This window comes from Acinetobacter puyangensis, from assembly GCF_900096995.1.
In the GTDB taxonomy this organism is placed as follows: Bacteria; Pseudomonadota; Gammaproteobacteria; order Pseudomonadales; family Moraxellaceae; genus Acinetobacter; species Acinetobacter puyangensis.
This window is the reverse complement of record NZ_OANT01000014.1, coordinates 26,407-48,747: the sequence shown is the minus strand read 5'-3', so window position 1 is coordinate 48,747 and position 22,341 is coordinate 26,407. Positions and strand designations below refer to the sequence as shown.

20 protein-coding genes and 3 tRNA genes are annotated in these 22,341 nt (G+C 40.5%); 11 read left to right on the top strand and 12 right to left on the bottom strand.

Annotated elements, in window-relative coordinates:
* Positions 1 to 39: 39 nt before the first annotated feature.
* Positions 40 to 2,217 carry a TonB-dependent siderophore receptor gene (locus CRO21_RS16310; RefSeq protein WP_097080371.1) on the top strand — a complete coding sequence of 726 codons (2,178 nt, stop codon included), beginning with the start codon at positions 40 to 42 and terminating at the stop codon, positions 2,215 to 2,217.
* A 64-nt stretch (positions 2,218 to 2,281) separates the two neighbouring features.
* Here the strand turns inward: CRO21_RS16310 and glpD are convergent, their stop codons facing one another.
* Together glpD and glpK are read right to left on the bottom strand one after the other, a co-directional pair.
* Positions 2,282 to 3,808, bottom strand: coding sequence for a glycerol-3-phosphate dehydrogenase (gene glpD, locus CRO21_RS16305; protein WP_097080370.1), 1,527 nt, complete (start codon positions 3,806 to 3,808; stop codon positions 2,282 to 2,284).
* Between the two features lie 89 nt (positions 3,809 to 3,897).
* Positions 3,898 to 5,412: a glycerol kinase GlpK gene (gene glpK, locus CRO21_RS16300; protein WP_097080369.1), complete on the bottom strand. Its 1,515-nt coding sequence runs from the start codon at positions 5,410 to 5,412 to the stop codon at positions 3,898 to 3,900.
* 230 nt (positions 5,413 to 5,642) lie between these two features.
* Here glpK and CRO21_RS16295 point away from each other — a divergent pair, with 230 nt between their 5' ends.
* Entirely contained in the window at positions 5,643 to 6,074 is a 432-nt protein-coding gene (locus CRO21_RS16295; protein ID WP_097080368.1) for a hypothetical protein, read from the top strand.
* A 53-nt stretch (positions 6,075 to 6,127) separates the two neighbouring features.
* On the opposite strand, the gene CRO21_RS16290 is transcribed toward CRO21_RS16295, so the two are convergent.
* Both CRO21_RS16290 and folD read right to left on the bottom strand, forming a co-directional pair.
* A complete protein-coding gene (locus CRO21_RS16290) occupies positions 6,128 to 6,787 on the bottom strand; it encodes a class I SAM-dependent methyltransferase (RefSeq protein ID WP_097080367.1) in 660 nt (219 codons plus the stop codon).
* A gap of 6 nt (positions 6,788 to 6,793) precedes the next feature.
* Positions 6,794 to 7,642, bottom strand: coding sequence for a bifunctional methylenetetrahydrofolate dehydrogenase/methenyltetrahydrofolate cyclohydrolase FolD (gene folD / locus CRO21_RS16285; protein WP_097080366.1), 849 nt, complete (start codon positions 7,640 to 7,642; stop codon positions 6,794 to 6,796).
* A 243-nt stretch (positions 7,643 to 7,885) separates the two neighbouring features.
* Here folD and CRO21_RS16280 point away from each other — a divergent pair.
* Positions 7,886 to 7,959, top strand: a tRNA-Cys gene (locus tag CRO21_RS16280).
* Between the two features lie 10 nt (positions 7,960 to 7,969).
* Positions 7,970 to 8,055, top strand: a tRNA-Leu gene (locus CRO21_RS16275).
* Positions 8,056 to 8,190: 135 nt separating this feature from the next.
* On the opposite strand, the gene CRO21_RS16270 is transcribed toward CRO21_RS16275, so the two are convergent.
* A complete protein-coding gene (locus CRO21_RS16270; RefSeq protein WP_097080365.1) occupies positions 8,191 to 9,957 on the bottom strand; it encodes an alkaline phosphatase D family protein in 1,767 nt (588 codons plus the stop codon).
* Positions 9,958 to 10,237: 280 nt separating this feature from the next.
* Between CRO21_RS16270 and CRO21_RS16265 the strand changes: the two genes are divergently transcribed.
* Positions 10,238 to 10,323: transfer RNA gene (locus CRO21_RS16265), tRNA-Leu, on the top strand.
* A 508-nt stretch (positions 10,324 to 10,831) separates the two neighbouring features.
* Here CRO21_RS16265 and tmk read toward each other — a convergent pair.
* The 3 genes from tmk to pabC are packed head-to-tail and all read right to left on the bottom strand — an operon-like array spanning position 10,832 to position 13,395.
* Positions 10,832 to 11,455, bottom strand: a complete 624-nt coding sequence (gene tmk / locus CRO21_RS16260) for a dTMP kinase (protein WP_097080364.1) — start codon at positions 11,453 to 11,455, stop codon at positions 10,832 to 10,834.
* A gap of 20 nt (positions 11,456 to 11,475) precedes the next feature.
* Positions 11,476 to 12,549, bottom strand: a complete 1,074-nt coding sequence (mltG, locus tag CRO21_RS16255; RefSeq protein ID WP_097080363.1) for an endolytic transglycosylase MltG — start codon at positions 12,547 to 12,549, stop codon at positions 11,476 to 11,478.
* A 6-nt stretch (positions 12,550 to 12,555) separates the two neighbouring features.
* Positions 12,556 to 13,395: an aminodeoxychorismate lyase gene (gene pabC, locus CRO21_RS16250; protein ID WP_171294078.1), complete on the bottom strand. Its 840-nt coding sequence runs from the start codon at positions 13,393 to 13,395 to the stop codon at positions 12,556 to 12,558.
* A 192-nt stretch (positions 13,396 to 13,587) separates the two neighbouring features.
* On the opposite strand from pabC, the gene CRO21_RS16245 reads away from it, so the two are divergent.
* The 6 genes from CRO21_RS16245 (at position 13,588) to CRO21_RS16220 (ending at position 19,122) form a co-directional block, all read left to right on the top strand.
* Positions 13,588 to 14,598, top strand: a complete 1,011-nt coding sequence (locus tag CRO21_RS16245) for a sulfate ABC transporter substrate-binding protein (protein ID WP_097080361.1) — start codon at positions 13,588 to 13,590, stop codon at positions 14,596 to 14,598.
* A gap of 43 nt (positions 14,599 to 14,641) precedes the next feature.
* Complete coding sequence (locus CRO21_RS16240) at positions 14,642 to 15,256, top strand: RBBP9/YdeN family alpha/beta hydrolase (protein ID WP_097080360.1); 615 nt, start codon at positions 14,642 to 14,644, stop codon at positions 15,254 to 15,256.
* Between the two features lie 66 nt (positions 15,257 to 15,322).
* Positions 15,323 to 16,156, top strand: coding sequence for a sulfate ABC transporter permease subunit CysT (gene cysT, locus CRO21_RS16235; protein ID WP_097080359.1), 834 nt, complete (start codon positions 15,323 to 15,325; stop codon positions 16,154 to 16,156).
* Positions 16,153 to 17,037 carry a sulfate ABC transporter permease subunit CysW gene (gene cysW, locus CRO21_RS16230; protein ID WP_097080358.1) on the top strand — a complete coding sequence of 295 codons (885 nt, stop codon included), beginning with the start codon at positions 16,153 to 16,155 and terminating at the stop codon, positions 17,035 to 17,037. Before cysT ends, cysW begins: the two co-directional genes overlap by 4 nt.
* 48 nt (positions 17,038 to 17,085) lie before the next feature.
* On the top strand, positions 17,086 to 18,150 hold the full coding sequence (locus tag CRO21_RS16225) for a sulfate/molybdate ABC transporter ATP-binding protein (protein ID WP_097080357.1): 1,065 nt from the start codon (positions 17,086 to 17,088) through the stop codon (positions 18,148 to 18,150).
* A 48-nt stretch (positions 18,151 to 18,198) separates the two neighbouring features.
* On the top strand, positions 18,199 to 19,122 hold the full coding sequence (locus tag CRO21_RS16220; protein WP_097080356.1) for a CysB family HTH-type transcriptional regulator: 924 nt from the start codon (positions 18,199 to 18,201) through the stop codon (positions 19,120 to 19,122).
* Positions 19,123 to 19,194: 72 nt separating this feature from the next.
* Here the strand turns inward: CRO21_RS16220 and CRO21_RS16215 are convergent, their stop codons facing one another.
* From CRO21_RS16215 to CRO21_RS16200, 4 genes are all read right to left on the bottom strand, one after another.
* Positions 19,195 to 19,530: an RnfH family protein gene (locus tag CRO21_RS16215; protein WP_213064434.1), complete on the bottom strand. Its 336-nt coding sequence runs from the start codon at positions 19,528 to 19,530 to the stop codon at positions 19,195 to 19,197.
* 1 nt (position 19,531) lies between these two features.
* Complete coding sequence (locus tag CRO21_RS16210) at positions 19,532 to 20,620, bottom strand: hypothetical protein (RefSeq protein ID WP_097080355.1); 1,089 nt, start codon at positions 20,618 to 20,620, stop codon at positions 19,532 to 19,534.
* A gap of 144 nt (positions 20,621 to 20,764) precedes the next feature.
* Complete coding sequence (locus CRO21_RS16205) at positions 20,765 to 21,226, bottom strand: bacteriohemerythrin (protein WP_097080354.1); 462 nt, start codon at positions 21,224 to 21,226, stop codon at positions 20,765 to 20,767.
* A 244-nt stretch (positions 21,227 to 21,470) separates the two neighbouring features.
* Positions 21,471 to 22,319: a class II glutamine amidotransferase gene (locus CRO21_RS16200; RefSeq protein WP_097080353.1), complete on the bottom strand. Its 849-nt coding sequence runs from the start codon at positions 22,317 to 22,319 to the stop codon at positions 21,471 to 21,473.
* Between the last annotated feature and the right edge of the window lie 22 nt (positions 22,320 to 22,341).

Sequence of the window (22,341 nt, the reverse complement as noted above, 5' to 3'; positions counted from 1 at the left end):
ATGATAATTATAAACATTACTATTAACTGGTGTTATATCATGCCTTCCACTCGTCTGTTCCCTTATCACAGCCTCTACATTGCATTATGTTGTAGTACCTCCATCATCAGTATGACCAGCCTTGCAAATGATGATGTACAGCAACTGGCCACCATTGAAGTTAAAGCAACAGATGATACCAGCTCCGAGGCAAGTAAAGCCTACACCATCAAAAATAGCTCAAGTGCGACCAAACTTAATATTGAAGCAAAACAAACCCCTCAAACTATTAATGTGGTAACTAGACAACAAATTGATGATTTCGGCTTAACCAGTTCCAGAGATGTATTAAATAATACCCCTGGGGTAACTGTGTTAGCCTCAGAAACAGAACGTTCAGTCTATACCTCACGCGGTTTTGAAATTTCAAATATTTTAGTTGATGGTGTGGGTTTTCCAGCCAGTAACTGGAATTATAATGACACAGATCCAGACAGCTATTTTTATGACCGCATTGAAGTTGTTAAAGGTGCCAATGCATTAATGAATGCTTTTGGTGACCCAAGTGCAACAATTAATTATATCCGTAAGCGACCAAGCAAAGAATTTCAAGCGAATGCTGCTATCAGTTATGGTTCATGGAATACACAACGTTATGAAGCGGATGTTTCAGGATCATTAACCAATGATAACCGTATTCGTGCGCGACTACTGGGTTATGAACAAACTGGTGACTCATATTTAAATCATTATTCTGTAGAAAAAAATGGTTTCGCTGCAAGTATAGAAGCGGATATTACTGATCGCACACTTCTAACGATTGGTCATAGTCAAGATAATAGAAAACCCAATGCAGTAAATTGGGGTGCATTACCCTTGCTAGATTCATCAGGCAAACAAATCAGTTATGACCGCTCTTATAATCCTAATCCAGACTGGACATACTGGGATAACACATCAAAAAATACATTTATCGAACTTAAACAACAGTTTTTAAATACCTGGTCTGCCAATCTAAGCTATAACTTAAACAAAAAAGACCGTGAAAGTCAGCTTTTATATTATTATGGTTATCCAACTTCAGACGGCTCAAACGTAGACTTTACAGCCTGGGGTGGACGAGAACTCAATAAATTACAAATTGCCGATTTTAATCTACAAGGAAAGTTTGATCTGTTTAATCGTGAGCATGAAGCCATTCTAGGTTATACCTACTCCAAAAATGAACAGAACGATGATCAACAAAGCGGAATAATCTTAGATAGCAATGTAGGGCTTTGCGAACGTGGATCTGGTGAGCAGGCTTATACAACCCAATGCACGACGAGTTGGGCAAGCTGGACACCGACCAACGTGACATGGTCTGCATACTCTGAGGCTGCGAAATATACTCAACACAACAGATCTTTTTATGCAGCTACCCGCCTCCATCTCAATGATGAACTGAAAGTTATCCTAGGAGGTAATTATATTCAAGCTAAAAGTAAAGGAGTAAGTTATGGTTCAGCGATGGATTATAACGAAAGTAAATTTTCTCCTTATGCAGGGATCACCTATAACTTCACCCCTGAATATACCGGTTATCTAAGCTATACTTCCATTTTCCGTCCGCAAACTTCAGTAGATGAAGCAACCGGTCAAGTCGCTGACCCGATTGAAGGCAAAAGTTATGAACTCGGTGTAAAAAGTGCTTGGTTAGACAATAAGCTCACTGGTACGGTGGCAATTTTTAGAACGGAAGAAAATAATTATCCTTTACGCTCCTCAGATGGCAATCCACTGAATCGTAAAGTTGGTATCAGCAACCTACGCTCACAAGGCGTAGAAGTCGGGTTATCAGGGCAACTGACCGACAATATTAATGTATCATTAGGATATACACAGTTTAGCCTAAAAGATCTAAAAAATGGCGGCACTGCACGAACCTATAATCCTAATCAAACATTTAATCTATTAACGACGTATATCCCGCCTACTATTCCAAAATTAAAAGTAGGCGCCGGCCTACAATGGCAAAGTAATATCAAACGTTATGATTCAACTTATGATGCATATATACGTCAAGATTCTTACGCATTATTGAGTTTAATGACAAGTTATGAGATTAACGAACATATTACTATTCAAGCCAATGGTAATAACCTGACCAATGAAAAGTATTTAAATAGCTTTACTGATGGTCAGGCCTTTTATGGCGAACCTGCAAACTACTCAGTTGCCTTAAAGTTTAAATATTAATTCTCTTGGTTTTTATCATACATAATCAGGTCGCTACGGCGACCTTTTATTATCTGAAAATGATTTAATTTACCTCTTTTGCTGCACCTCTATGGTATGAGTTTAAATACCGATCCAGTACGGCAACTTCATCATCAGAAAAATTCAAACCCAATTTGCTGCGTCGCCATAAAATATCCTGACTAGTTACAGCCCATTCCTGTTGGCATAGATAATCAACTTCTAATGCGTATAAACCATGACCAAAATCCTGTCCTAACTGTGCGACTGAATTAATCGTGCCCAAAATAGCCCAGATACGTGAACCATAATTGTCTGCCCAACGATGTGCCAGATCCTCTGGTGTATCAGCAACTTGATTTTTAATTTCAATGACAAGCTGTTCAATTGAGGAAATATTCTCTCCCCCAGGTAAAGCCTCATAGGCAGTCCAGCTAAGGGGGAGATGGGTGAAAAAAGGTTTAAGCTGCTGCATGGCAGATTCTGCAAGTTTACGATAGGTCGTCAATTTCCCCCCAAATACTGACAATAATGGTGCCTGCTCAGCCTCCACTTTCGATAAAGCCAGCGTATAGTCACGCGTAATCACAGACGGATTATCCGACTCATCATCACACAGAGGACGTACACCTGCAAAAGTATGTACGATCTCTTGCCGAGTCAGCTGTTTTTTAAAATGGGCATTACTGACTTGCAATAGATAATCGATTTCCTGTAGCGTAATTTTCACTTGTGCCGGATCGCCCTGATATTCCCGATCAGTTGTTCCAATTAGGGTGTATTTCGTCAAATACGGAATCGCAAAAACAATACGCCGATCATCATTTTGCATAATAAATGCATTTTTTTGCGGATAAAGTTTAGGCACAATAATATGACTGCCTTGTATTAGACGAATACCATACGGCGATTTCAGCTTTAACTTTTCCTGAATAAATTGTGCTACCCATGGGCCTGCGGCATTTACCAGCACTTTTGCCCGTATCTGATATTGTCCCTGTTGATCTTGCAACATCAATTGCCAATATGTCTGTTTTTGCTGTGCAGTTAAACAACGTGTCCGGGTTACAATCTGTGCGCCTTTTTCCCGGGCATGCACGGCATTCAACACCACCAGCCGGGCATCATCAACACGACAGTCTGAATATTCAAAACCTCGTGTAATTGCAGCATTTAAAGGACTATCCGCTTTAAAATAAACATGATTCGAACCGAGTAATTTTTCTCTTTTACCCAAATAATCATAAAAAAATAAACCCGTACGAATTAACCATGCTGGACGCAAATGTGGACGATGCGGCATGATAAAACGCATTGGTTTGATAATATGTGGCGCTTTCTTCAATAGCACTTCACGCTCTGCCAGTGCTTCTTTGACCAATCTAAATTCTTTATGTTCTAAATAACGTAATCCGCCATGAATCAATTTACTGCTGGCAGAAGAAGTATGACTGGCTAAATCATCCTGCTCACATAAAAATACCGATAGCCCTCGACCTGCTGCATCGACAGCAATTCCCACACCATTGATACCTCCACCAATGATGGCAATATCATATATTTTTTCTTTTGCAATCTTGTTATGAGGCATATCCACCACCTTTATAATATGCTAACCAATATAATTCATAACCTTAAAATTGTGCTCCTTACTTTTGCAATTTAATGGTGTCAGTAGTTTTAAACCTCATCTTTTGCCCAATCGCGTGTGCGTGCAACAGCTTTTAACCAGCCTTGATACAGTTTAGACACTTCATCTGGTTGGCGTTGCGGTTGAAATATCTGTTCAATAGAGGTTTTATTTTCTAATTCCTGTAGATCTGACCAGAATCCCACCGCCAATCCTGCCAAAAATGCTGCGCCCATTGCCGTCGTTTCTTTCATGGTCGGACGTTCAACCTCTACCTGTAGAATATCTGCCTGAAATTGCATTAAAAAATTATTGCTGGTAACACCACCATCGACGCGCAAGGTTTTTAATTTTTGCTGTGCATCCTGTTGCATGGCATCAAGTACATCACGGGTTTGATAGGCAATCGATTCCAGTGTTGCACGGATTATATGTTCGACACCTGCTCCTCGGGTTAAACCAAAAATTGCCCCCCGTGCATCCGGATCCCAGTATGGTGCACCCAATCCAGTAAATGCAGGCACAACATAGACCCCGTTATTATCATTGACCTTGGTTGCATAATATTCAGAATCATGCGAGTCATGAATGACTTTCATTTCATCACGCAACCATTGCACACTAGACCCTGCATTAAAGATTGCCCCTTCCAGCGCATAACTAACGCCACCTTGCGCATCACAGGCAATCGTCGTAATTAAACCATGCTCTGACTGTACAATACGTTTCCCCGTATTCATCAGCAGAAAGCAGCCAGTGCCATAAGTATTTTTTGCCTGACCTGAATGCACACACATTTGCCCGAACAAAGCCGCTTGTTGATCACCTGCAATCCCTGCAATCGGAATACGAATCTCTTGTCCACTTACGGTATGACTATAGCCATATACTTCCGATGATGAACGTACCTCTGGCAGAATTTCTCTGGGAATATCCAGTGCCTGCAATAAGGTGTCATCCCATTGTAATTTTTCAATATCGAATAACATGGTACGCGATGCATTGGTATAATCGGTAACATGGACCTCACCCTGTGTCAGTTTCCAGATCAACCAGGTATCTACTGTACCAAACAATAACTCACCCTTTCTGGCTCGTTCCCGACTCCCTTCAACATGGTCTAAAATCCATTTAATCTTGGTTGCGGAAAAATACGGGTCAATCACCAGTCCCGTAACTTGCCTTACATGTTGCTCCAATCCCATCTGCTTAAGTTGCTGACAAATCGCGGTACTTTGACGACTTTGCCAGACAATCGCATTATAAATCGGCTTGCCCGTCAGTTTATCCCAGATAATGGTGGTTTCTCTCTGATTGGTAATGCCTATGGCTGCAATCTGCTCACTGGAAATGTTAGCTTGCGCCAGTGCTTCAACCCAGACTGCATTTTGAGTGGCCCAGATTTCCATCGGATCATGCTCGACCCAACCTGTTTTTGGATAAATTTGGGTAAATTCTTTTTGTGCAATACTGACGACATTGGCATCATGATCAAACACGATCGCCCTTGAACTTGTCGTGCCCTGATCAAAAGCGACGATATATTTTTTATTTGTCTTTGGCAATTTTAACTATCCTTACTTACTCAATCATCTATATACATTTGTGTTTGATCAGCGTTTTACTTGCATTAAAAACTCATTAGATCATCATACAGAAATCACCGCTGACCGACAGCAAAAAGACAATCTCAGTGTTTACACGCCGCCTTAATGCGCTAGCACAGAAAAATAATTTGCAATACGCAAAACGATTGCTTTATGCCATACTATTTATAATCACCGAGGAATCTATCATGAAAGCACTCATTTTACTGGGCACCCTTTCCAGCCTTTTCCTGCTCACAGCCTGTCAAACCAAACCACAACCCTATAACGGTGTAACTGGCTTTGAAATCGAAAATGTAAGCAATAATGCTGCGACTCTGCGTTATACCCTTGCGGCGAATAGTAAAGACCAAAATGAACAAAAAAAACTACATCGTGCCTGCCAACAAGTATTGGGAGCAAACACTTCATTTGCAATTACAATACTCAGCACCGCAGAAATAAACAACCAGCAACCACAATCTGCACAGGCAGGGGTTAAACTCGGGCAAAGCCAAACCTCTTTTGGTTTATCCAATACCCCGAGTAGCACCAATAGTGAAGACTATTCAAAACGTCAGGCACTGGAAACCCGCCCAAGTACATTAAAAGTGATTCGCTATACCTGTTCACCAACATAATTTTTTGAAGTAGAGGCAATTAAACACTTGCCTCAGCAATTCCATGAAAAGAATTATAAGGTTTTATAAAAACTGACATTACGAAACTCGTGTGCTTCATCCAGATCGGGCCATGTGGTTGCACTTCTTTCATCAAGCTTTTGATAGTTGGGATGACTAAAGTTTTTAACCCGACTATCGGCAACCCAAACCTCATCGGCAAATTTCAGGAAATCATCAAGAAAAAAACGATTACACTGGTCATATAACACATCAGCCGCCAACAATACATCAACGGGCTGCGCCTGATATAGATCGTCCAGATATTCCAGTTCAACACCATTCAATCTGGCATTCTCACGACAAGCTGCCAAACTAACAGGATCAATATCACAGCAAATTACCCGTTTGGCACCTGCCAGCTTTGCGGCAATCGCCACCACACCAGAACCGGCACCAAAATCCAGTACCACTTTATCTCGCACATGCTGTGGCTCATTCAATAACCATTGTGCCATTGCCAAACCCGATGCCCAGCAAAAAATCCAGTACGGTGTATCATTCCAGATACGGCGAATCACCTCATCATCCAGCCGATCATGCGAGAAAACCGGTGGAATCAACCATAAAGATATAGGTGTTTCAGGCAATTGTTGTGCCATTAACTCACAATCTGGAATAATTTTATGCAGTGCCTGAAGCAAATGCTGAGGCACTTGACGCAATGCTATCATATTGAACTAAGCCAAGGCTTTTTCGGCTGCTTCCACAGTCTGACGAATCAGTGTAGTAATGGTCATTGGCCCTACACCACCCGGCACAGGTGTATATGCCGATGCAATGTCTTCGATACCTTGTAATTGAATATCACCCACGCCACCACCATCACGAGGATGGAATCCGGCATCGACCACAACTGCACCTTGTTTGATCCAGTCTTTTTGAATTAGTTCTGCTTTACCCACTGCACCAACCACAATATCCGCCTGTTTGACCAGCTCTGCCAGATTTTGCGTACGTGAATGGCAAATTGTCACTGTTGCATTGGCCTGCAATAACATCATTGCCATGGGTTTACCCAAAATCGCAGAACGACCCACCACGACTGCATGTTTACCGGCAATTTCAATCCCATATTGTTGTAATGTGGTCATGATACCTTGTGGCGTAGCAGAACCATATGCAGCTTCACCCATCGCCATACGACCAAAGCCAAGGCATGTCACTCCATCAACATCTTTATTTAAGTCGATGGCATCAAAACAAAGACGTTCATCAATTTGTGCAGGTACCGGATGCTGCAATAAAATACCGTGCACATCAGGATTTGCATTTAACTTTTCAATTTCGGCCAACAATTGTTCTGTCGTGGTTTCTTCTGGCAATTCAATTTTTAAGGAATCCATACCGACACGACGGCAGGCATTCCCCTTCATACGCACATAAGTAGCAGATGCACCATCATCGCCAACCAAAATGGTGGCCAGAATCGGTGTGCGACCAGATTTTTGTTTTAATTGTTCAACACGTTGCAATAAATCTGCTTCAATTTTCTTTGCCAATGCACGACCATCTAATACCAATGCCACAGCGCAACTCCAATTCTGGTGAAAAATCAATGTTGCAAATCATACATGATTAGCAAAGCTTATTAAACATTCATCTATGGATTACATCATATCGCGCATAAGTTAAATTCTCGCTCAAGATAAATAGCGATGAATCACTGCTGAAATTTTAATTTTCTTTTATATGTTGCTTTTATGTGCACATTCACACGCCACGGTATTGTTTTTTTTCAAAACATTGTTAATATGTGCTTCACCAAATGTGGCGGGGTGGCAGAGTGGTCATGCAGCGGACTGCAACTCCGTGGACGCCGGTTCGATTCCGACCTCCGCCTCCAATTTGGTCAAGCCCGGGTGGTGAAATAGGTAGACACAGGGGATTTAAAATCCCCCGCCCACAAAGCGTGCCGGTTCGAGTCCGGCCCCGGGCACCATTTATTTAATCATAGAATAAATGGTGCAAATAAAGATCCAGCGTAAGCTGGTTTTTTATGTCTAAAAATTCTGAATACAAGACAATAAACCTAATTTGCATCAGGTCTATCCATTTTAAAATTCAAATGTTCGACTTAGGCACTTTTTTGCGTTTGTTGAACTTCCAGCAAATTTACATCCAGCACCAATTCATACTTACGAGATTCATCCACTTGATACTCGGTTGTTTTAATACTATCTACAAATATCCACTGTGCCTGAACCTGAGACTGATCAAAATTTACCAATAAATAACCGCGCTGATTTAGATTGCAATAGGCCAGTTCATCAATCAATGTGGTAAAGGCCAGTTCAAACTGCTGTAACTGTGCCAAAGGAATATTCAGATACTTTTCCATACCTGGTGAAGATACCGAACTTGTTGCCAGCTCTACCCCAACATATGTTTGATCATAACCATGCAGATAAGATGCCCAGGCATTGTGCGTATCACCTGCCAACACTACGACCTTTTTATTCAGTGCTTTTAAGGTGGCATAAAGAATTTCCCGTTCGGCAAAATAACCGTCCCATGCATCCAGATTATACGGTGCAACCGTTTGTAATCTGGCTTTTTCCTCCACGGTTAATGTTGGATCGCCCTGTAACATACGCATTTTCAACATCACCAATTCGGTGATTGTCGCATTCATGGCAGCCAGTGCATCGGCAGTTGCATTACCGCTGGTAATCGCACCAAGAGATAATAACAATTCTGCTGGAATCAACATCTTACTCATCAACACTTGCTGTCCCAACACATTCCATACCGCAGTGGATTGGCTCAATTGAGTTTGTAACCATTCTCGCTGTTGATAACCTAATAAAGTCCGAATTGGGTTGGTTAAATCCTGCTGAAATTTTTCAAAATCCACACCTTGAGCAGAAATATAATCAGCATACTCAAGCTGTTGATCTCTTGCCAGAATGCGGGTATCCAGCATGGTCAGATCAACCAGATCAGCAAATTTAAACTGACGGTAAATATTTAAATGATCATTCTCAGATACAGGTCGAATCGGCATCCATTCAAAATATGCCTGTAATGCTGCCAGTTTTCGATCCAGAAAACTGCCTTCGTTATCCTGATGATTTTCTGCACCTTCACGCCAAGTATCATTGGCCAACTCATGATCGTCCCAGATCACAATAAAGGGATGACGTTGATGTACAGCCTGTAAATCCGGATCGGTATGATATAAGGCATAACGCTTGCGATAATCATCTAGTTGAATAATTTCCTGATGATTATCTTCTGCCAGTGTACGTCCCAGGCTTACAGCATCTTCAGTCGCATAGCCATCTTGACCATATTCATAAATATAATCACCAAGATGAAGTACCACATCAACATCCTGTTTTGCCATTTCACGATAGACATAAAAATAACCTGCCGGATAATTCGAGCAAGAACATACGGCAAATTTCACTTCTATGGCAGTTTTGGGTAATGTTTTGGTTTGCCCAACCGGAGAATACGTTGTTCCACATTTAAACCGATAAAAATAACGCTGCCCTGCTGATAATTTATCTGCATCGACCTTGACCGTAAAATCAGACACACTTGATGTTTGAACTGCACCAGAATTGACAAGATTTTTAAACTGTTGATCTGTTGCTATTTCCCAGATAACATTTAAGCGACTGCTATTATCTTTAGGGGTAACTCGTGTCCATAAAATGACTTGATCATATAATGGATCACCACTTGCCACACCATGTAAAAATTCAACTTGAATCGCATTTTCTGTTGTATCGTCGTTATCGTTATTACATGCAGTCAGTGAAACTGGCAAGGATAATGCGCCAAAGCCCAATAAGGTACGCTGCAATAATTCTCTACGGCTGAGATGTTTCGTCATGATCTTGCTCATAAAATAACATTAGCAGCACCCTACAGGCGCAATATGAAAGCCCGATATCACTTTAATGAACATCTCATGACACAATAGAAATATAGCGCAATATATTTTGATTTAGCTTCTATCCAAAATCATGATTCAAGTTTATTCATTCATACGCGATATAACAGCCTCAATTTACTCCTTTTTGTTTATTATCATCACCTTTGATCATAATTAATGCAATTAAACCCACTTAGATCTTGTCATTATAAACATTGTCCTCTATTATCACGCTCACGCCCGGGTGGTGAAATAGGTAGACACAGGGGATTTAAAATCCCCCGCCCACAAAGCGTGCCGGTTCGAGTCCGGCCCCGGGCACCATCCTTATCATTGTTATACAATGATCGATTAAATATTTCTTTATTTAATTTCTTATACCGCCAATTTTTACTTCTATTTATTTATCATTTCACTATATTTAAAAAAATTGTCACTTTTTGCTAATTTTGACTATTTTTGTCAAGATTTTGAAGAATTGCTGAACACACCAAAACCAATAATAGTTGTATATAAAATATACCATTCATTAGAAAATCTAAATTTAATGATTAGAAATACTCGTTTTATTTAATTTTTTACAAGATAAAAATTCAGTTGATTTGAAATCTTATGCAATAGTTCAAATGCCAAACTTCATTATACTGATGATAAGGATTAACGCTTTATCACCTTATAGATTTTTCAGAATTTATTGATATATTTAATAATTCATTGGTTCATAGGGTAATTAAGAGTTGATCTAGATAACTAAAATAGAGAATTAAAATAAATACTTCTCCAGAGCAGGGCTAGTTATTATCCCCATAATAACTAGCCATATTTTTTATATTTAGCCAAATGTTTCTGGATGTTTTAAGCGCTGTTCAATCTGTGCTAATGCTTGAGCCGCGATATCTTCGGGTTGCTGTGTTGCATCAATACGGATAATACGGTCGGGTTCTTGTTCTGCCAGTTCCTGATATGCCACACGCACTCCATTAAAGAACTCAAGTTTTTCCTGCTCAAAACGATCCAGTTCTCCCCGCTTTTGCGCACGTTGCAAACCTAGTGCCACAGGAGCATCCAACCAAAAGGTAATTGCAGGTAATTGTTTGACAAAGTTTTGGGTGAGAATATCGATTTTCCCTCGATCCATACCGCGTCCACCATATTGATAGGCAATACTGGCATCCACAAATCGATCACACAACACGATTTTATTTTGCTGTAGTGCCGGTAAAATCACCTGTTCGACATGCTGTGCACGAGCTGCATAAATCAATAATAACTCGGTTGAATCGGACATTTTTTCCTGATCTGGCTGTAAAAGGATTTCTCTTATTTTTTCGGCCAACGGGGTGCCGCCAGGTTCACGGGTCAATACCACCGCATAACGTTGTGACAGGATTTGATGTAATGTAGCGATTAAAGTGCTTTTACCTACACCTTCTGTACCTTCAAAACTGATAAACATGTGTATTGTCCTGAGTTGGTTTAATTTGAATTGGCTTGACGTTTTTGCTGTAATACAGCCAAATATTCTCTTACCGCCTGATTGTGCTGTTCCAGTGTTTCACTGAATTTATGTCCGCCATTACCTGTTGCCACGAAATAGACATTTTTGGACTGATCCGGATGCAAGGCTGCCTCAATAGATCGTTCACTTGGCAAAGCGATTGGCGTTGGTGGTAAACCATGCATAGTGTAAGTATTATAAGACGTTGGCGTTCTTAAATCTTCACGACGGATATTGCCCTGATACTTATCCCCCATGCCATAGATAACGGTTGGGTCGGTTTGTAAGCGCATACCCGTTTGTAAACGACGCACAAATACGCCTGAAACCTGCCTACGCTCTTCTTCCAGTGCTGTTTCTTTCTCAACAATAGATGCCATAATCAAAGCTTCATATTTATTCTTATACGGTAAATCTGGCGCACGATTGCTCCAAGCCCGATCAAGTGCCTTAATCTGACGCTGATAGAGTTCTTTTAAAATATTGAGATCTGTTTCGCCTTTGGCAAAGAAATAAGTATTCGGTGAAAATAATCCTTCAGGATGGCTGTATTCTGCCCCGATACTTTTCATGATCTCGGCATCGGATAAACCTAGAATAGTATTCTTTACATTGGCATCCGCTTTGAGTTTGCTCTTTAATTGTTTGAATGTCGTGCCTTCAATCACTGCAATACGATTCATTTGTGCGTTATTGGCATCACTGAGCATCACCAATACCTGACGTATACTCATGCCTTGATGAACCTGATAAACCCCGGCTTTTAAAGAATCATGAATAAAAATTTTCTGATAAAGTTTTAAAACTATCGGAAATTTAACTTTTTCCTGATCAGCAAGTTGTTGAATGAAGGCAGAATAAGTTTCTCCCTTATCAATCGCCAATAATTGCACTTTGTTATTTACAGGATAATTCTTAAATAAACTTTGTGACAAAACCCAGATTGCCGCAACAATAAAGAGAAGAACAAAAATGATAACTGGTTTTTTAAATCGACGTTTTTGAGCAAATACTTTTGATTGCTTTGCGCCTGTCTTTTTAGATTTTGCCATAAAACATTAAACCAATTCTTTAAGTTGTAACAAGTCAAATAATTGCAGACATTTTTGCCGATCCAACGATTGCACAATGTCCTGATCAAGCATCAGCTGTCCCATGATGTGCATAGGATGTAACGCATTACACAAAAATCCAGCATCAATCTGCGGAATTTCGCTTTTGCCAATCATACGGACTTGATGTGGAATTTGATAGTATCGCATACGTGCCAAAATTTCCCGGCGCATAATGCCATCAATACCTGTACATTGTAAATCGGGGGTGTGCCATATGCCATCAATGAATACAAAACAATTACTGGAAATCCCTTCCACCAAATTTTGCTCTGCATCAAAACACAACGCTTCATCCCATTGCTGCTGCATCGCCATACTTTTTAACATGATCTGTTCAAGGCGATTTAAGGTTTTAATCCCTTTTAATGGGGCAAAACTACTTGCCAGTGTTTCTGCAATGATCCCGACCTTCTCCAGTATGACCGGATGAGTCAGATGATTCGACACCGGATAATAATAAAAATAAATATCGGCAGTTTGATTGGGCAAAGCATAACCTCGCTGTGATTCGCCTCTACTAACGACAATTTTTATGGTTCCGGTTGCATTATTGGCTAAATGTTTCAGAAAGCGATCTTTATCTTTTTTTATGCAATCTATATCACAATTCATTCTTAATGCAGTAACTGCCTGCTGCAAGCGATGCAAATGTCTTTCCCATAGCATAATTTCACCTGCTTTCAAGCGTGCTGTTGTAAAGCAACCATCACCATATAAAAACGCTCTATCTTCAATAGAAACAATATGTTGATTTACAATATTTCCATTTTTCTGATATAACACTTTTTCTTCCAAGCTTATTCAATTTTGTCATGATTTCAAAATTACCCAAAATTACAAATCACTTTTTTTCATATTAAATACATTTTTTATTATTTTTTATGGATTAAAAAATTGCATATGCTGCACTCACATCACAGGCTTAACAATTTATTGCAAATAAGCTTGCTACAAAAGAATCAGGAGAAGTGGCACATGAATTTTTCAAAACTAAAAACAGGTATCGCAATTGCTTTACTGGGGTTATCCAGCACCACATTTGCTGCAAAAGATTTCCTAAATGTATCTTATGATCCAACCCGTGAATTCTATGATGATTTTAACAAATCTTTTGGTGCATGGTGGAAAGATAGAACCAAGCAGGATGTAAATTTCCGCCAATCGCATGGTGGATCAGGTAAACAAGCCCGTGCAGTGATTGATGGATTAAATGCCGATGTCGTGACCTTGGCACTTGCAGCAGATATTGATGTGATTGCAGAACAGGCAAAATTATTGCCGGAAAACTGGCAAAAACTGTTACCTGACAACTCAACGCCTTATACCTCTACGATTGTTTTCTTGGTACGTAAAGGTAATCCAAAAGGAATCAAAGATTGGGGTGACCTCGTTAAACCAGGCGTAGAAATCATTACACCAAATCCAAAAACATCAGGTGGCGCACGCTGGAATTATCTTGCTGCATGGGCATGGTCAAAACATCAAGCAGGTGGTAATGATACCAAAGCACAGGAATTTGTACGTCAAATTTATAAAAATACCAAAGTTCTAGATTCAGGTGCACGTGGTTCAACCACAACATTTGCAGAACGTGGTATTGGTGATGTATTGCTGGCTTGGGAAAATGAAGCACATCTTGCCATTCGCGAGCAACCGGGCAAATTTGAAATTATTACCCCAACTTTATCTATTCTGGCAGAGCCACCTGTTGCCATCGTACAGAAAAATGCTGAGCGAAAAGGTAATGTTAATCTGGCAAAAGGTTATCTAAATTATCTCTATTCACCAGCAGGTCAGGAAATTGCAGCGAAACATTATTATCGTCCTCGTAATCAGCAAATTCTGAAAAAATACAGCAATGTATTTAAACCATTAAAACTGGTGACAATCGATAAAGAATTTGGTGGCTGGCCGAAAACACAAAAATTACACTTTGACAATGGCGGTGTCTTTGATCAAATTGTAAAAGCAAACAATACTAAGTAATACAAACCAAGCCATTGTAAATATGTGGCGGGAGGAGTTGAAGATGAATCATTTACATACTGTCATCGTTCCTGGTGTAGGCGGTAGTGATCAAGACCATTGGCAATCATGGTTGCAACGTCATCTTTCTGACTCTTCCCGTGTTGAACAACAAGACTGGAATCGACCGATTCTCAATCAATGGGTTGATCAATTTTATCAGCATGTGCATCAACTGACTCGTCCTGTACGTATCGTGGCGCACAGTTTTGGTTGCCTAACAACAATTGCTGCCTTAAATCAATATCCGAACCTGAGTCGCTGGATACATGAGATCTTGCTGGTTGCCCCAGCAAATCCAGCACGATTCAGCCAACACGGTTTTGCAACACCGAATGAGCAATTAAGTTCATTATTTCAAAATTTCAGTATCAATGTTCCCGCATTGACGATTATCAGTGAAAATGATCCATGGTTAAGTTATGCTGAAGCCGTTGATTATTCTAAATTATGGAATATTCCATATATCAATCAAGGCTTGGCAGGTCATATCAATGTCGCATCAGGTTATGGCAACTGGCCAGAACTCCTGCACTACATGGACAATATTTCGATGTGTAGTCATAAAATAGATACTGAATATTTTAACACGCATCAACATTTCAATTTTGCTGTATAGCCATTTGGGGTCTGACAGCTTATCAAAATTAATTTTTATAACATTTAAGGTTATTAAGGAGCGACCATGTCTCGTCAATCCCGTGTTATTCCTGGGTTTGGACTATCGCTAGGCTTTACTCTTGCCTATTTATCTTTGATTGTAATTATTCCGCTATCCGCGGTTTTTATCAAATCACTGGGTATAGGCTGGGATGGTTTTTGGGAAATTCTGAGTTCGGAACGTATTATAAAATCATTACAACTCAGTTTTTCAACTGCGCTGATTGCGGCCGGGGTGAATGTTGTTTTTGGTTTGTTATTGGCATGGTGTCTGGTTCGTTACACTTTTCCTGGTAAAAAAATTATCGATGCATTGGTTGATCTTCCATTTGCCCTACCCACTGCGGTAGCAGGTATTGCATTAACAGCTCTCTATTCAAAAAATGGCTGGGTTGGACAATACTTTGAAAAAATTGGAATTGAAATTGCGTACACCCCAATTGGGATTACCTTGGCCTTGATTTTTATCGGGATTCCATTTGTGGTTCGAACCGTACAACCTGTTCTTGCAGACATTGAAACTGAACTTGAAGAAGCAGCAAGTGCACTCGGCGCAAATCGCTTTCAAACCATTACCAAAGTGATTCTGCCTATTTTACTACCCTCGCTACTCACTGGTTTTGCCCTTGCTTTTGCCCGTGGTGTTGGGGAATATGGTTCTGTCATCTTTATTGCAGGGAACCAACCATTCAAAACAGAAATCGCACCGCTTTTGATTATTTCTCGCCTAGAAGAATATGATTATGCCGGTGCAACGACAATTGCGGCAGTGATGCTGGTGATTTCCTTTCTATTCTTACTGGTCATCAACCTATTACAAACTTGGGCAAGCCGTCGTACTGGGAGAACAGCACAATGAGTTCAGTTAACAGTTCTTTAGCCACTAAATTACAATCTCGTGATGCAACCCGTGAACCGACCATTGTCCGTTATATTTTACTGACAATTGCACTGATTTTCTTTGCCAGTTGCCTGTTGTTACCGCTGGTTCTGGTATTTGTTGAAGCATTTCGACAAGGGATAGAGGTATTTTTTAGAGCCTTGGTGGAACCCGATACTTTATCTGCGGTGAAACTAACTTTACTGACTGCTGCCATTGCAGTGCCTTTAAATGTCGTATTTGGTATTGCAGCAGCATGGTCTGTGGCCAAATTCAAATTTAAAGGGAAATCATTATTAACCACGTTAATCGATATCCCGTTCTCTGTATCACCAGTGATTGCCGGTTTAATGCTGGTCCTGATGTTTGGTACACAAGGCTGGTGGGGCGTGTGGTTACAGGATCACGATGTCAAAATTCTGTATGCGGTTCCTGCCATTGTGCTGGCCACAGTCTTTATTACGGTTCCTTTTGTCGCACGTGAATTGATCCCACTGATGGAAGCTCAAGGTACAGAAGAAGAAGAAGCAGCGATTGTACTCGGTGCTTCAGGCTGGCAAACCTTCTGGAATGTGACATTACCCAATATCAAATGGGGTTTGTTATATGGCGTAATTCTATGTAATGCACGGGCAATGGGTGAGTTTGGTGCGGTATCCGTGGTATCCGGCCATATTCGTGGAGAAACCAATACATTACCTCTGCATGTAGAGATTCTCTATAACGAATATAGTTTTAGTGCCGCTTTTGCAGTAGCAACCCTGTTGGCATTATTGGCCATTGTCACCTTAATTGTGAAATCTTGGATCGAATATCGTCAAGAGCAGTCATTACAACATGATGATCAAGCTTCGCAATAAAGATTAGGACTAAAAATCAACCTTGGTTTAACAGTTTAGGATAAAAAAATGAGTATTCAAGTTAAAGGTATTAATAAACATTTTGGTGCATTCCATGCGTTAAAAGACATTACACTGGATTTCCCGGAAGGTGAACTGGTTGCATTACTAGGCCCATCAGGCTGCGGTAAAACCTCCCTGTTGCGTATCATTGCAGGTCTGGAATCAGCTGATCAAGGTCAGGTATTGTTAGAAGGTCACGATGCCACAACCCTGCATGTCCGACACCGTCAAGTTGGCTTCGTGTTCCAGCACTATGCCCTGTTTCGCCATATGACCGTGTTTGACAATGTCGCATTTGGATTACGGGTGCGTCCACGTGCTACACGTCCCAATGAAGCCGAAATCAAAAAACGTGTGACACGCCTGTTGGATTTGGTACAACTTGGTTTTCTGGCTGATCGCTACCCTGCCCAGCTTTCTGGTGGTCAACGTCAGCGTATTGCACTGGCACGGGCATTAGCCGTTGAACCCCGTGTATTGTTACTGGATGAACCCTTTGGTGCATTGGACGCCAAAGTTCGTAAAGAACTTCGTCGCTGGTTACGTACCCTACATGATGAGCTACATATTACCTCTATTTTTGTTACACATGACCAAGAAGAAGCACTGGAAGTTGCCGATCAGATTGTGGTCATGAACAAAGGTCAGGTTGAACAAATTGGCACGCCTCGTCAAGTTTATGATCATCCTGCAAGTCCATTTGTGTTTGATTTTCTGGGACAAGCCAACCGTTTTGATGGTACTTTACAACACAATACCTTACAACTTGGTCAAAATCAGATTATTCTGCCGCAACATTCAGAAACGCAAGATGGCAATATCATTGCATTTGCCCGTCCAAATGAATTGCACATTCATACTGCACCGCACGACAATGCAATAGAAGCCAATTTCCTACGTGAAGTCTGGATTGCTGGCGATATCCGTGCCGAGTTACAGGATCAGGATGGGCGTCTCATCGAAATTTCCTTAACGCCTGAACAATCAGACCTTTTAAAATTACGCAGTCAACAAACTGTCTGGATTACTGCAACAAATTTCCATTTATTTGATGCAGCGCAATATGCGTAACCACACACTTAAATGGTGTAACGCTCATCATTTGGGAGAGAGATTAAAGTGAATTTCCAACAACTCCGTATTATTCGGGAAACAGTGCGTCAAAATTATAATTTGACCGAAGCCTCCGCAGCACTCTACACCTCACAATCAGGTGTGAGTAAACATATTAAAGACCTTGAAGATGAGTTAGGTGTTCAGCTTTTTATCCGTAAAGGCAAACGCTTATTGGGTTTAACCGAACCCGGCCAAGCGTTATTAAATATTGTTGAACGCATGCTTGTGGATGCGGATAATATCAAACGTCTGGCAGACGACTTTAATCGTGTAGATGAAGGAACCTTAACCATTGCGACCACGCATACCCAAGCCAGATATGTATTACCCCCGATTGTCAGTCAGTTTAAAAAACTGTTTCCAAAAGTGCATCTGATCCTGCAACAAGCTAGCCCGACTGAAATTACCGAAATGTTATTACAGGGCGAAGCTGATATCGGGATCGCAACTGAATCCTTAACTGCTGAAGAAATGCTGGCAAGTACACCCTACTATCAATGGGAACATTCGGTGATTACGCCGAAGGATCATCCGCTTGCCCAGCATAGTCAAATTTCTCTTGTCGATTTAGCCGCTTATCCACTCATTACCTATCATGGTGGTTTTACCGGACGATCAAAAATTGATAAAGCTTTTGATGATGCCGGATTAGAAGCGGATATCGTCATGGCAGCACTGGATGCCGATGTCATTAAAACTTATGTTGAACTGGGCATGGGTGTCGGAATCGTTAACAGTCTGGCCTATGATGCAGAACGCGACCACCGCTTAAAGCAGATCAATACCGATATCTTTGGTGTCAATACCACATGGATTGCCGTTAGAAAAGGTCATTTGTTGCGTGGTTACGGCTATGATTTCATTTCCTTGTGCTCACCGACCACAGACATCAAGGCCTTGAAAAAAGCCGCTTATCCTGAAGAATAAGCAATGTTTCAACTTGATTGATATAAAATACCATTAAGTCAATAAACCCTCTCCCATAAAAAAACCACTGAATTATTCAGTGGTTTTTTGCTGCTTACGCCATTGATTACCCCGACTAAAACGTCCAACAGGATGTTGTGCTGCGCGCTTTCGTCTCACCTCTTTAGGATTCATTTTTAATGGGCGATAAATCTCCAATCGATCTCCTGCACTTAACAGATAATGTTCCGGATCCTTAATTTTTAAACCGAAAACACCCAGCTGCAAAGGTTCAGGTAATATCACTTTTTGCGCCAACTGGCTTTGTGTCAAAGCCTGTGCAGCCGTCATTCCTTGTAGAAAAGGAAGATGAATTGCATATTGCTGATCTTCAGCACAATAGACAACCCATACTTTTGCCAAGCTCAAATCAAACTCCCGTCAATGCCATAATCCAGCCAATCAATGCCAAAATAATGGAAAGTGGAACAATAATACGAATCAGCACTCGCCAGACATTGTAGCTCGCTTCACTGGAAAAATTAATTGATTTACGCAAATGACTAATTTTCATTAACCAACCGGCAAACACTGCATGAGCAAAACAAAGGGCTAATCCGAAAAAAATCACCACATCATAAAAAGCTGAACTTGCTTGAGGAATTGCCCAAACCAAAATTGGCAGTAACAGTATGATTGCCTGAATCACAATAGAGACCTGACGCTCTAAAAATTGCTCACGGACATACTGTAAAAAAATCCCGGCCAGAATCACGGCAGCAATCAGCAAAACCACCGCATGCAGATTAGAATGAACTTTACTCACAAATATAAATGCACCGAGTCCCAAGACCTGCGCGAGCCATATTGGTAAAACCACAGGCAGCGCTTTCTGCTCAGTTTTGACCGCATTGACCGCATTTTGCCAATAAAGCCCCAGTCCCAAACCACCGGTTACCAATGTAAGCGTCACCACTTTTGCCCATTCTTTTAATTCGAATGCTGTCCATTGCCATGTATGTACGGTATTGGACAGCACGCCAATGATGATCACAGCCAATGTCGCAACGAACAAGGCAATGAATAAAATCAGGCGAGGTAACAATGATAAGGCTACTGCAACCACGGCACAAATTAATAGCAAAATGCTATGAGAAAATGGCAACGTGAACTGCGTATCAATATGCTGAGCTGCAAACTCTAAAATTCCACCAGCCAAAAAAGGAATAAAAACCACTGCACCCCAGCCAATTAAGCGCCATCTGGTACTGCGATCCGCTTCGCGGGTTAATTTGACAAAAGCTTGAAGCGGTGTAGATTGTGCGCGTTTTGCCAAAGCTATTTCTAAAATTGTAAATGGCAAAGCCAAAATCAACATGGAAAACACCCAAAATAGCCAAAAATCATATTGTTGATAATCAACCAGCCCCAACGCTGGGGCAAGCGATACACTTAACAATAAAGATAAACAAAAGGCTAAAATAGGAGTTGTCCAGAAAGAAGTGCGCTGGTCTTGCATGATGCCTCTTTTGCAATTGCAATAAAAAACTTAAGCGTATTTTGCCTTTCAAACCTCATAAAAGCAAAACTTTCAGACATAAAAAAAGCAAATCATTTAAATGATTTGCCGCGCGAAGCCAAAGTCCATTTCGTTATTTTCGGTTTAACTAAAAAAACGAGCAAACCAGCTTTTCCCTTTTTTCTTCTCGTGTTGTTTGATAATACCAATCATATTTTCTTTTACTGCGCCAACGTAGTCACGGTCATCATGTTTAATATGATTAATTAACCAACTACATAATAATTGATGCAATTCCTGTTCAATCGACTCACCCGCATTGAAACGCTCACGATAACTTTCAACTTTACGAATAAACAGGTCATGAACACGTTTGTGTGGCACACGATATTTATAGTTCGCTTCTTCCTGCAAACTTTCTTCAAAGGTAAAATGCGATTGGGTATAATCTATAATATTATTCAAAACGTCCTGAATCTGAAAGCGTTGATAATTACCCATTGATAATACATCTTCAAGATCATTGATATAATCCACAATACGTTTGTGTTGTTCATCAATCACTTCGATACCAGTATCGTATTCACTTAACCATTTCATTGCCATGGAGATCAGACCTATGTTGCCTCACTAAGCACCATGGTACTGTTAAATAAATTTAAATAAAAACAAGTAAATTACTAAGAATTACCCAAAAAGGCAGATCCTAAAAAATTCCTGAATTAAATTATGGAATTAACAGTAAATCTTGAGCAAAAGGCTAAAGTATTTTTTAACCAATTCAATAAGTTAGTAGGGAAGATATATTGACAATTAAGCAATAAACTTGCCAATAACACCCTACTTTTTATTAATAAATATCTGCTTTGGTTTTACGAATTAGACTTGGATCTTGCCGTTCACGTTGTAAACGTTTTACTATGGTCAATGCCTGCTTTTCTATTTTTCCATCTTTAAACAAAATCATCTCACCCGGTTGATAAGCCTGCCATGTTTCATTATTGGTCAGCGGTTCGGTGGTGATCACTGCTACCCGATCATCAGGCGTAGTCACTGTACTAAAATCAATATCCATATCGACATCTATCAGATGTGCATTTTGAAATGGATACTCACGAATAATCCAGTGTAACTTGGTGGTTGCATAGCTAAATAATGCCTGACCATTGGATAAAAAGAAATTAAAGGTCCCATACTCTGCAATCTGAGGGGCAATTTCTGCCAAGCATGCAAAAATATCATCCAGCGTTGGTTGAACACCACCAAAGCGGGAAGAAAGCTGCTCCAGAATATAGCAAAACGCCACTTCACTATCTGTATCACCAATTGGCTGATAACGCCCGCTTAATACAGGATTAAAATCCTTTAAATCGCCATTATGGGCAAAAATCCATTGACGGCCCCACAACTCCCGCATAAATGGATGCGAGTTTTCAAGATTAATTTTACCCTGTGTTGCTTTACGAATATGTGCAATCACATTTCGGGATTTAATCGGATAATTACGGATTAATTCAGCCAAAGGAGAATCCACAGCCGATTGATTGTCTACAAACAATCGACATGCTTTATCCTCAAAGAAAGCAATACCAAAACCATCTGAATGGTCTGAAGTAATACCTGCGCGTTGAGAAAACCCACGGAACGAAAAATTAATATCCGTAGGTGTTGCACAATTCATTCCCAATAACTGACACATAGATTTCATTTAACCCTTATTT

Bases quoted from the DNA above. Each gene is read 5' to 3' on its own strand.
- CRO21_RS16295 (WP_097080368.1), top strand. From the start codon at position 5,643: ATGAAAGCACTCATTTTACTGGGCACCCTTTCCAGCCTTTTCCTGCTC.
- CRO21_RS16210 (WP_097080355.1), bottom strand. From the start codon at position 20,620: ATGCAAGACCAGCGCACTTCTTTCTGGACAACTCCTATTTTAGCCTTT.
- tmk (WP_097080364.1), bottom strand. From the start codon at position 11,455: ATGTTTATCAGTTTTGAAGGTACAGAAGGTGTAGGTAAAAGCACTTTA.
- CRO21_RS16200 (WP_097080353.1), bottom strand. From the start codon at position 22,319: ATGTGTCAGTTATTGGGAATGAATTGTGCAACACCTACGGATATTAAT.
- CRO21_RS16310 (WP_097080371.1), top strand. From the start codon at position 40: ATGCCTTCCACTCGTCTGTTCCCTTATCACAGCCTCTACATTGCATTA.
- cysW (WP_097080358.1), top strand. From the start codon at position 16,153: ATGAGTTCAGTTAACAGTTCTTTAGCCACTAAATTACAATCTCGTGAT.
- CRO21_RS16290 (WP_097080367.1), bottom strand. From the start codon at position 6,787: ATGATAGCATTGCGTCAAGTGCCTCAGCATTTGCTTCAGGCACTGCAT.
- CRO21_RS16205 (WP_097080354.1), bottom strand. From the start codon at position 21,226: ATGGCAATGAAATGGTTAAGTGAATACGATACTGGTATCGAAGTGATT.
- CRO21_RS16225 (WP_097080357.1), top strand. From the start codon at position 17,086: ATGAGTATTCAAGTTAAAGGTATTAATAAACATTTTGGTGCATTCCAT.
- CRO21_RS16240 (WP_097080360.1), top strand. From the start codon at position 14,642: ATGAATCATTTACATACTGTCATCGTTCCTGGTGTAGGCGGTAGTGAT.
- cysT (WP_097080359.1), top strand. From the start codon at position 15,323: ATGTCTCGTCAATCCCGTGTTATTCCTGGGTTTGGACTATCGCTAGGC.
- glpD (WP_097080370.1), bottom strand. From the start codon at position 3,808: ATGCCTCATAACAAGATTGCAAAAGAAAAAATATATGATATTGCCATC.
- CRO21_RS16270 (WP_097080365.1), bottom strand. From the start codon at position 9,957: ATGACGAAACATCTCAGCCGTAGAGAATTATTGCAGCGTACCTTATTG.
- mltG (WP_097080363.1), bottom strand. From the start codon at position 12,549: ATGGCAAAATCTAAAAAGACAGGCGCAAAGCAATCAAAAGTATTTGCT.
- CRO21_RS16245 (WP_097080361.1), top strand. From the start codon at position 13,588: ATGAATTTTTCAAAACTAAAAACAGGTATCGCAATTGCTTTACTGGGG.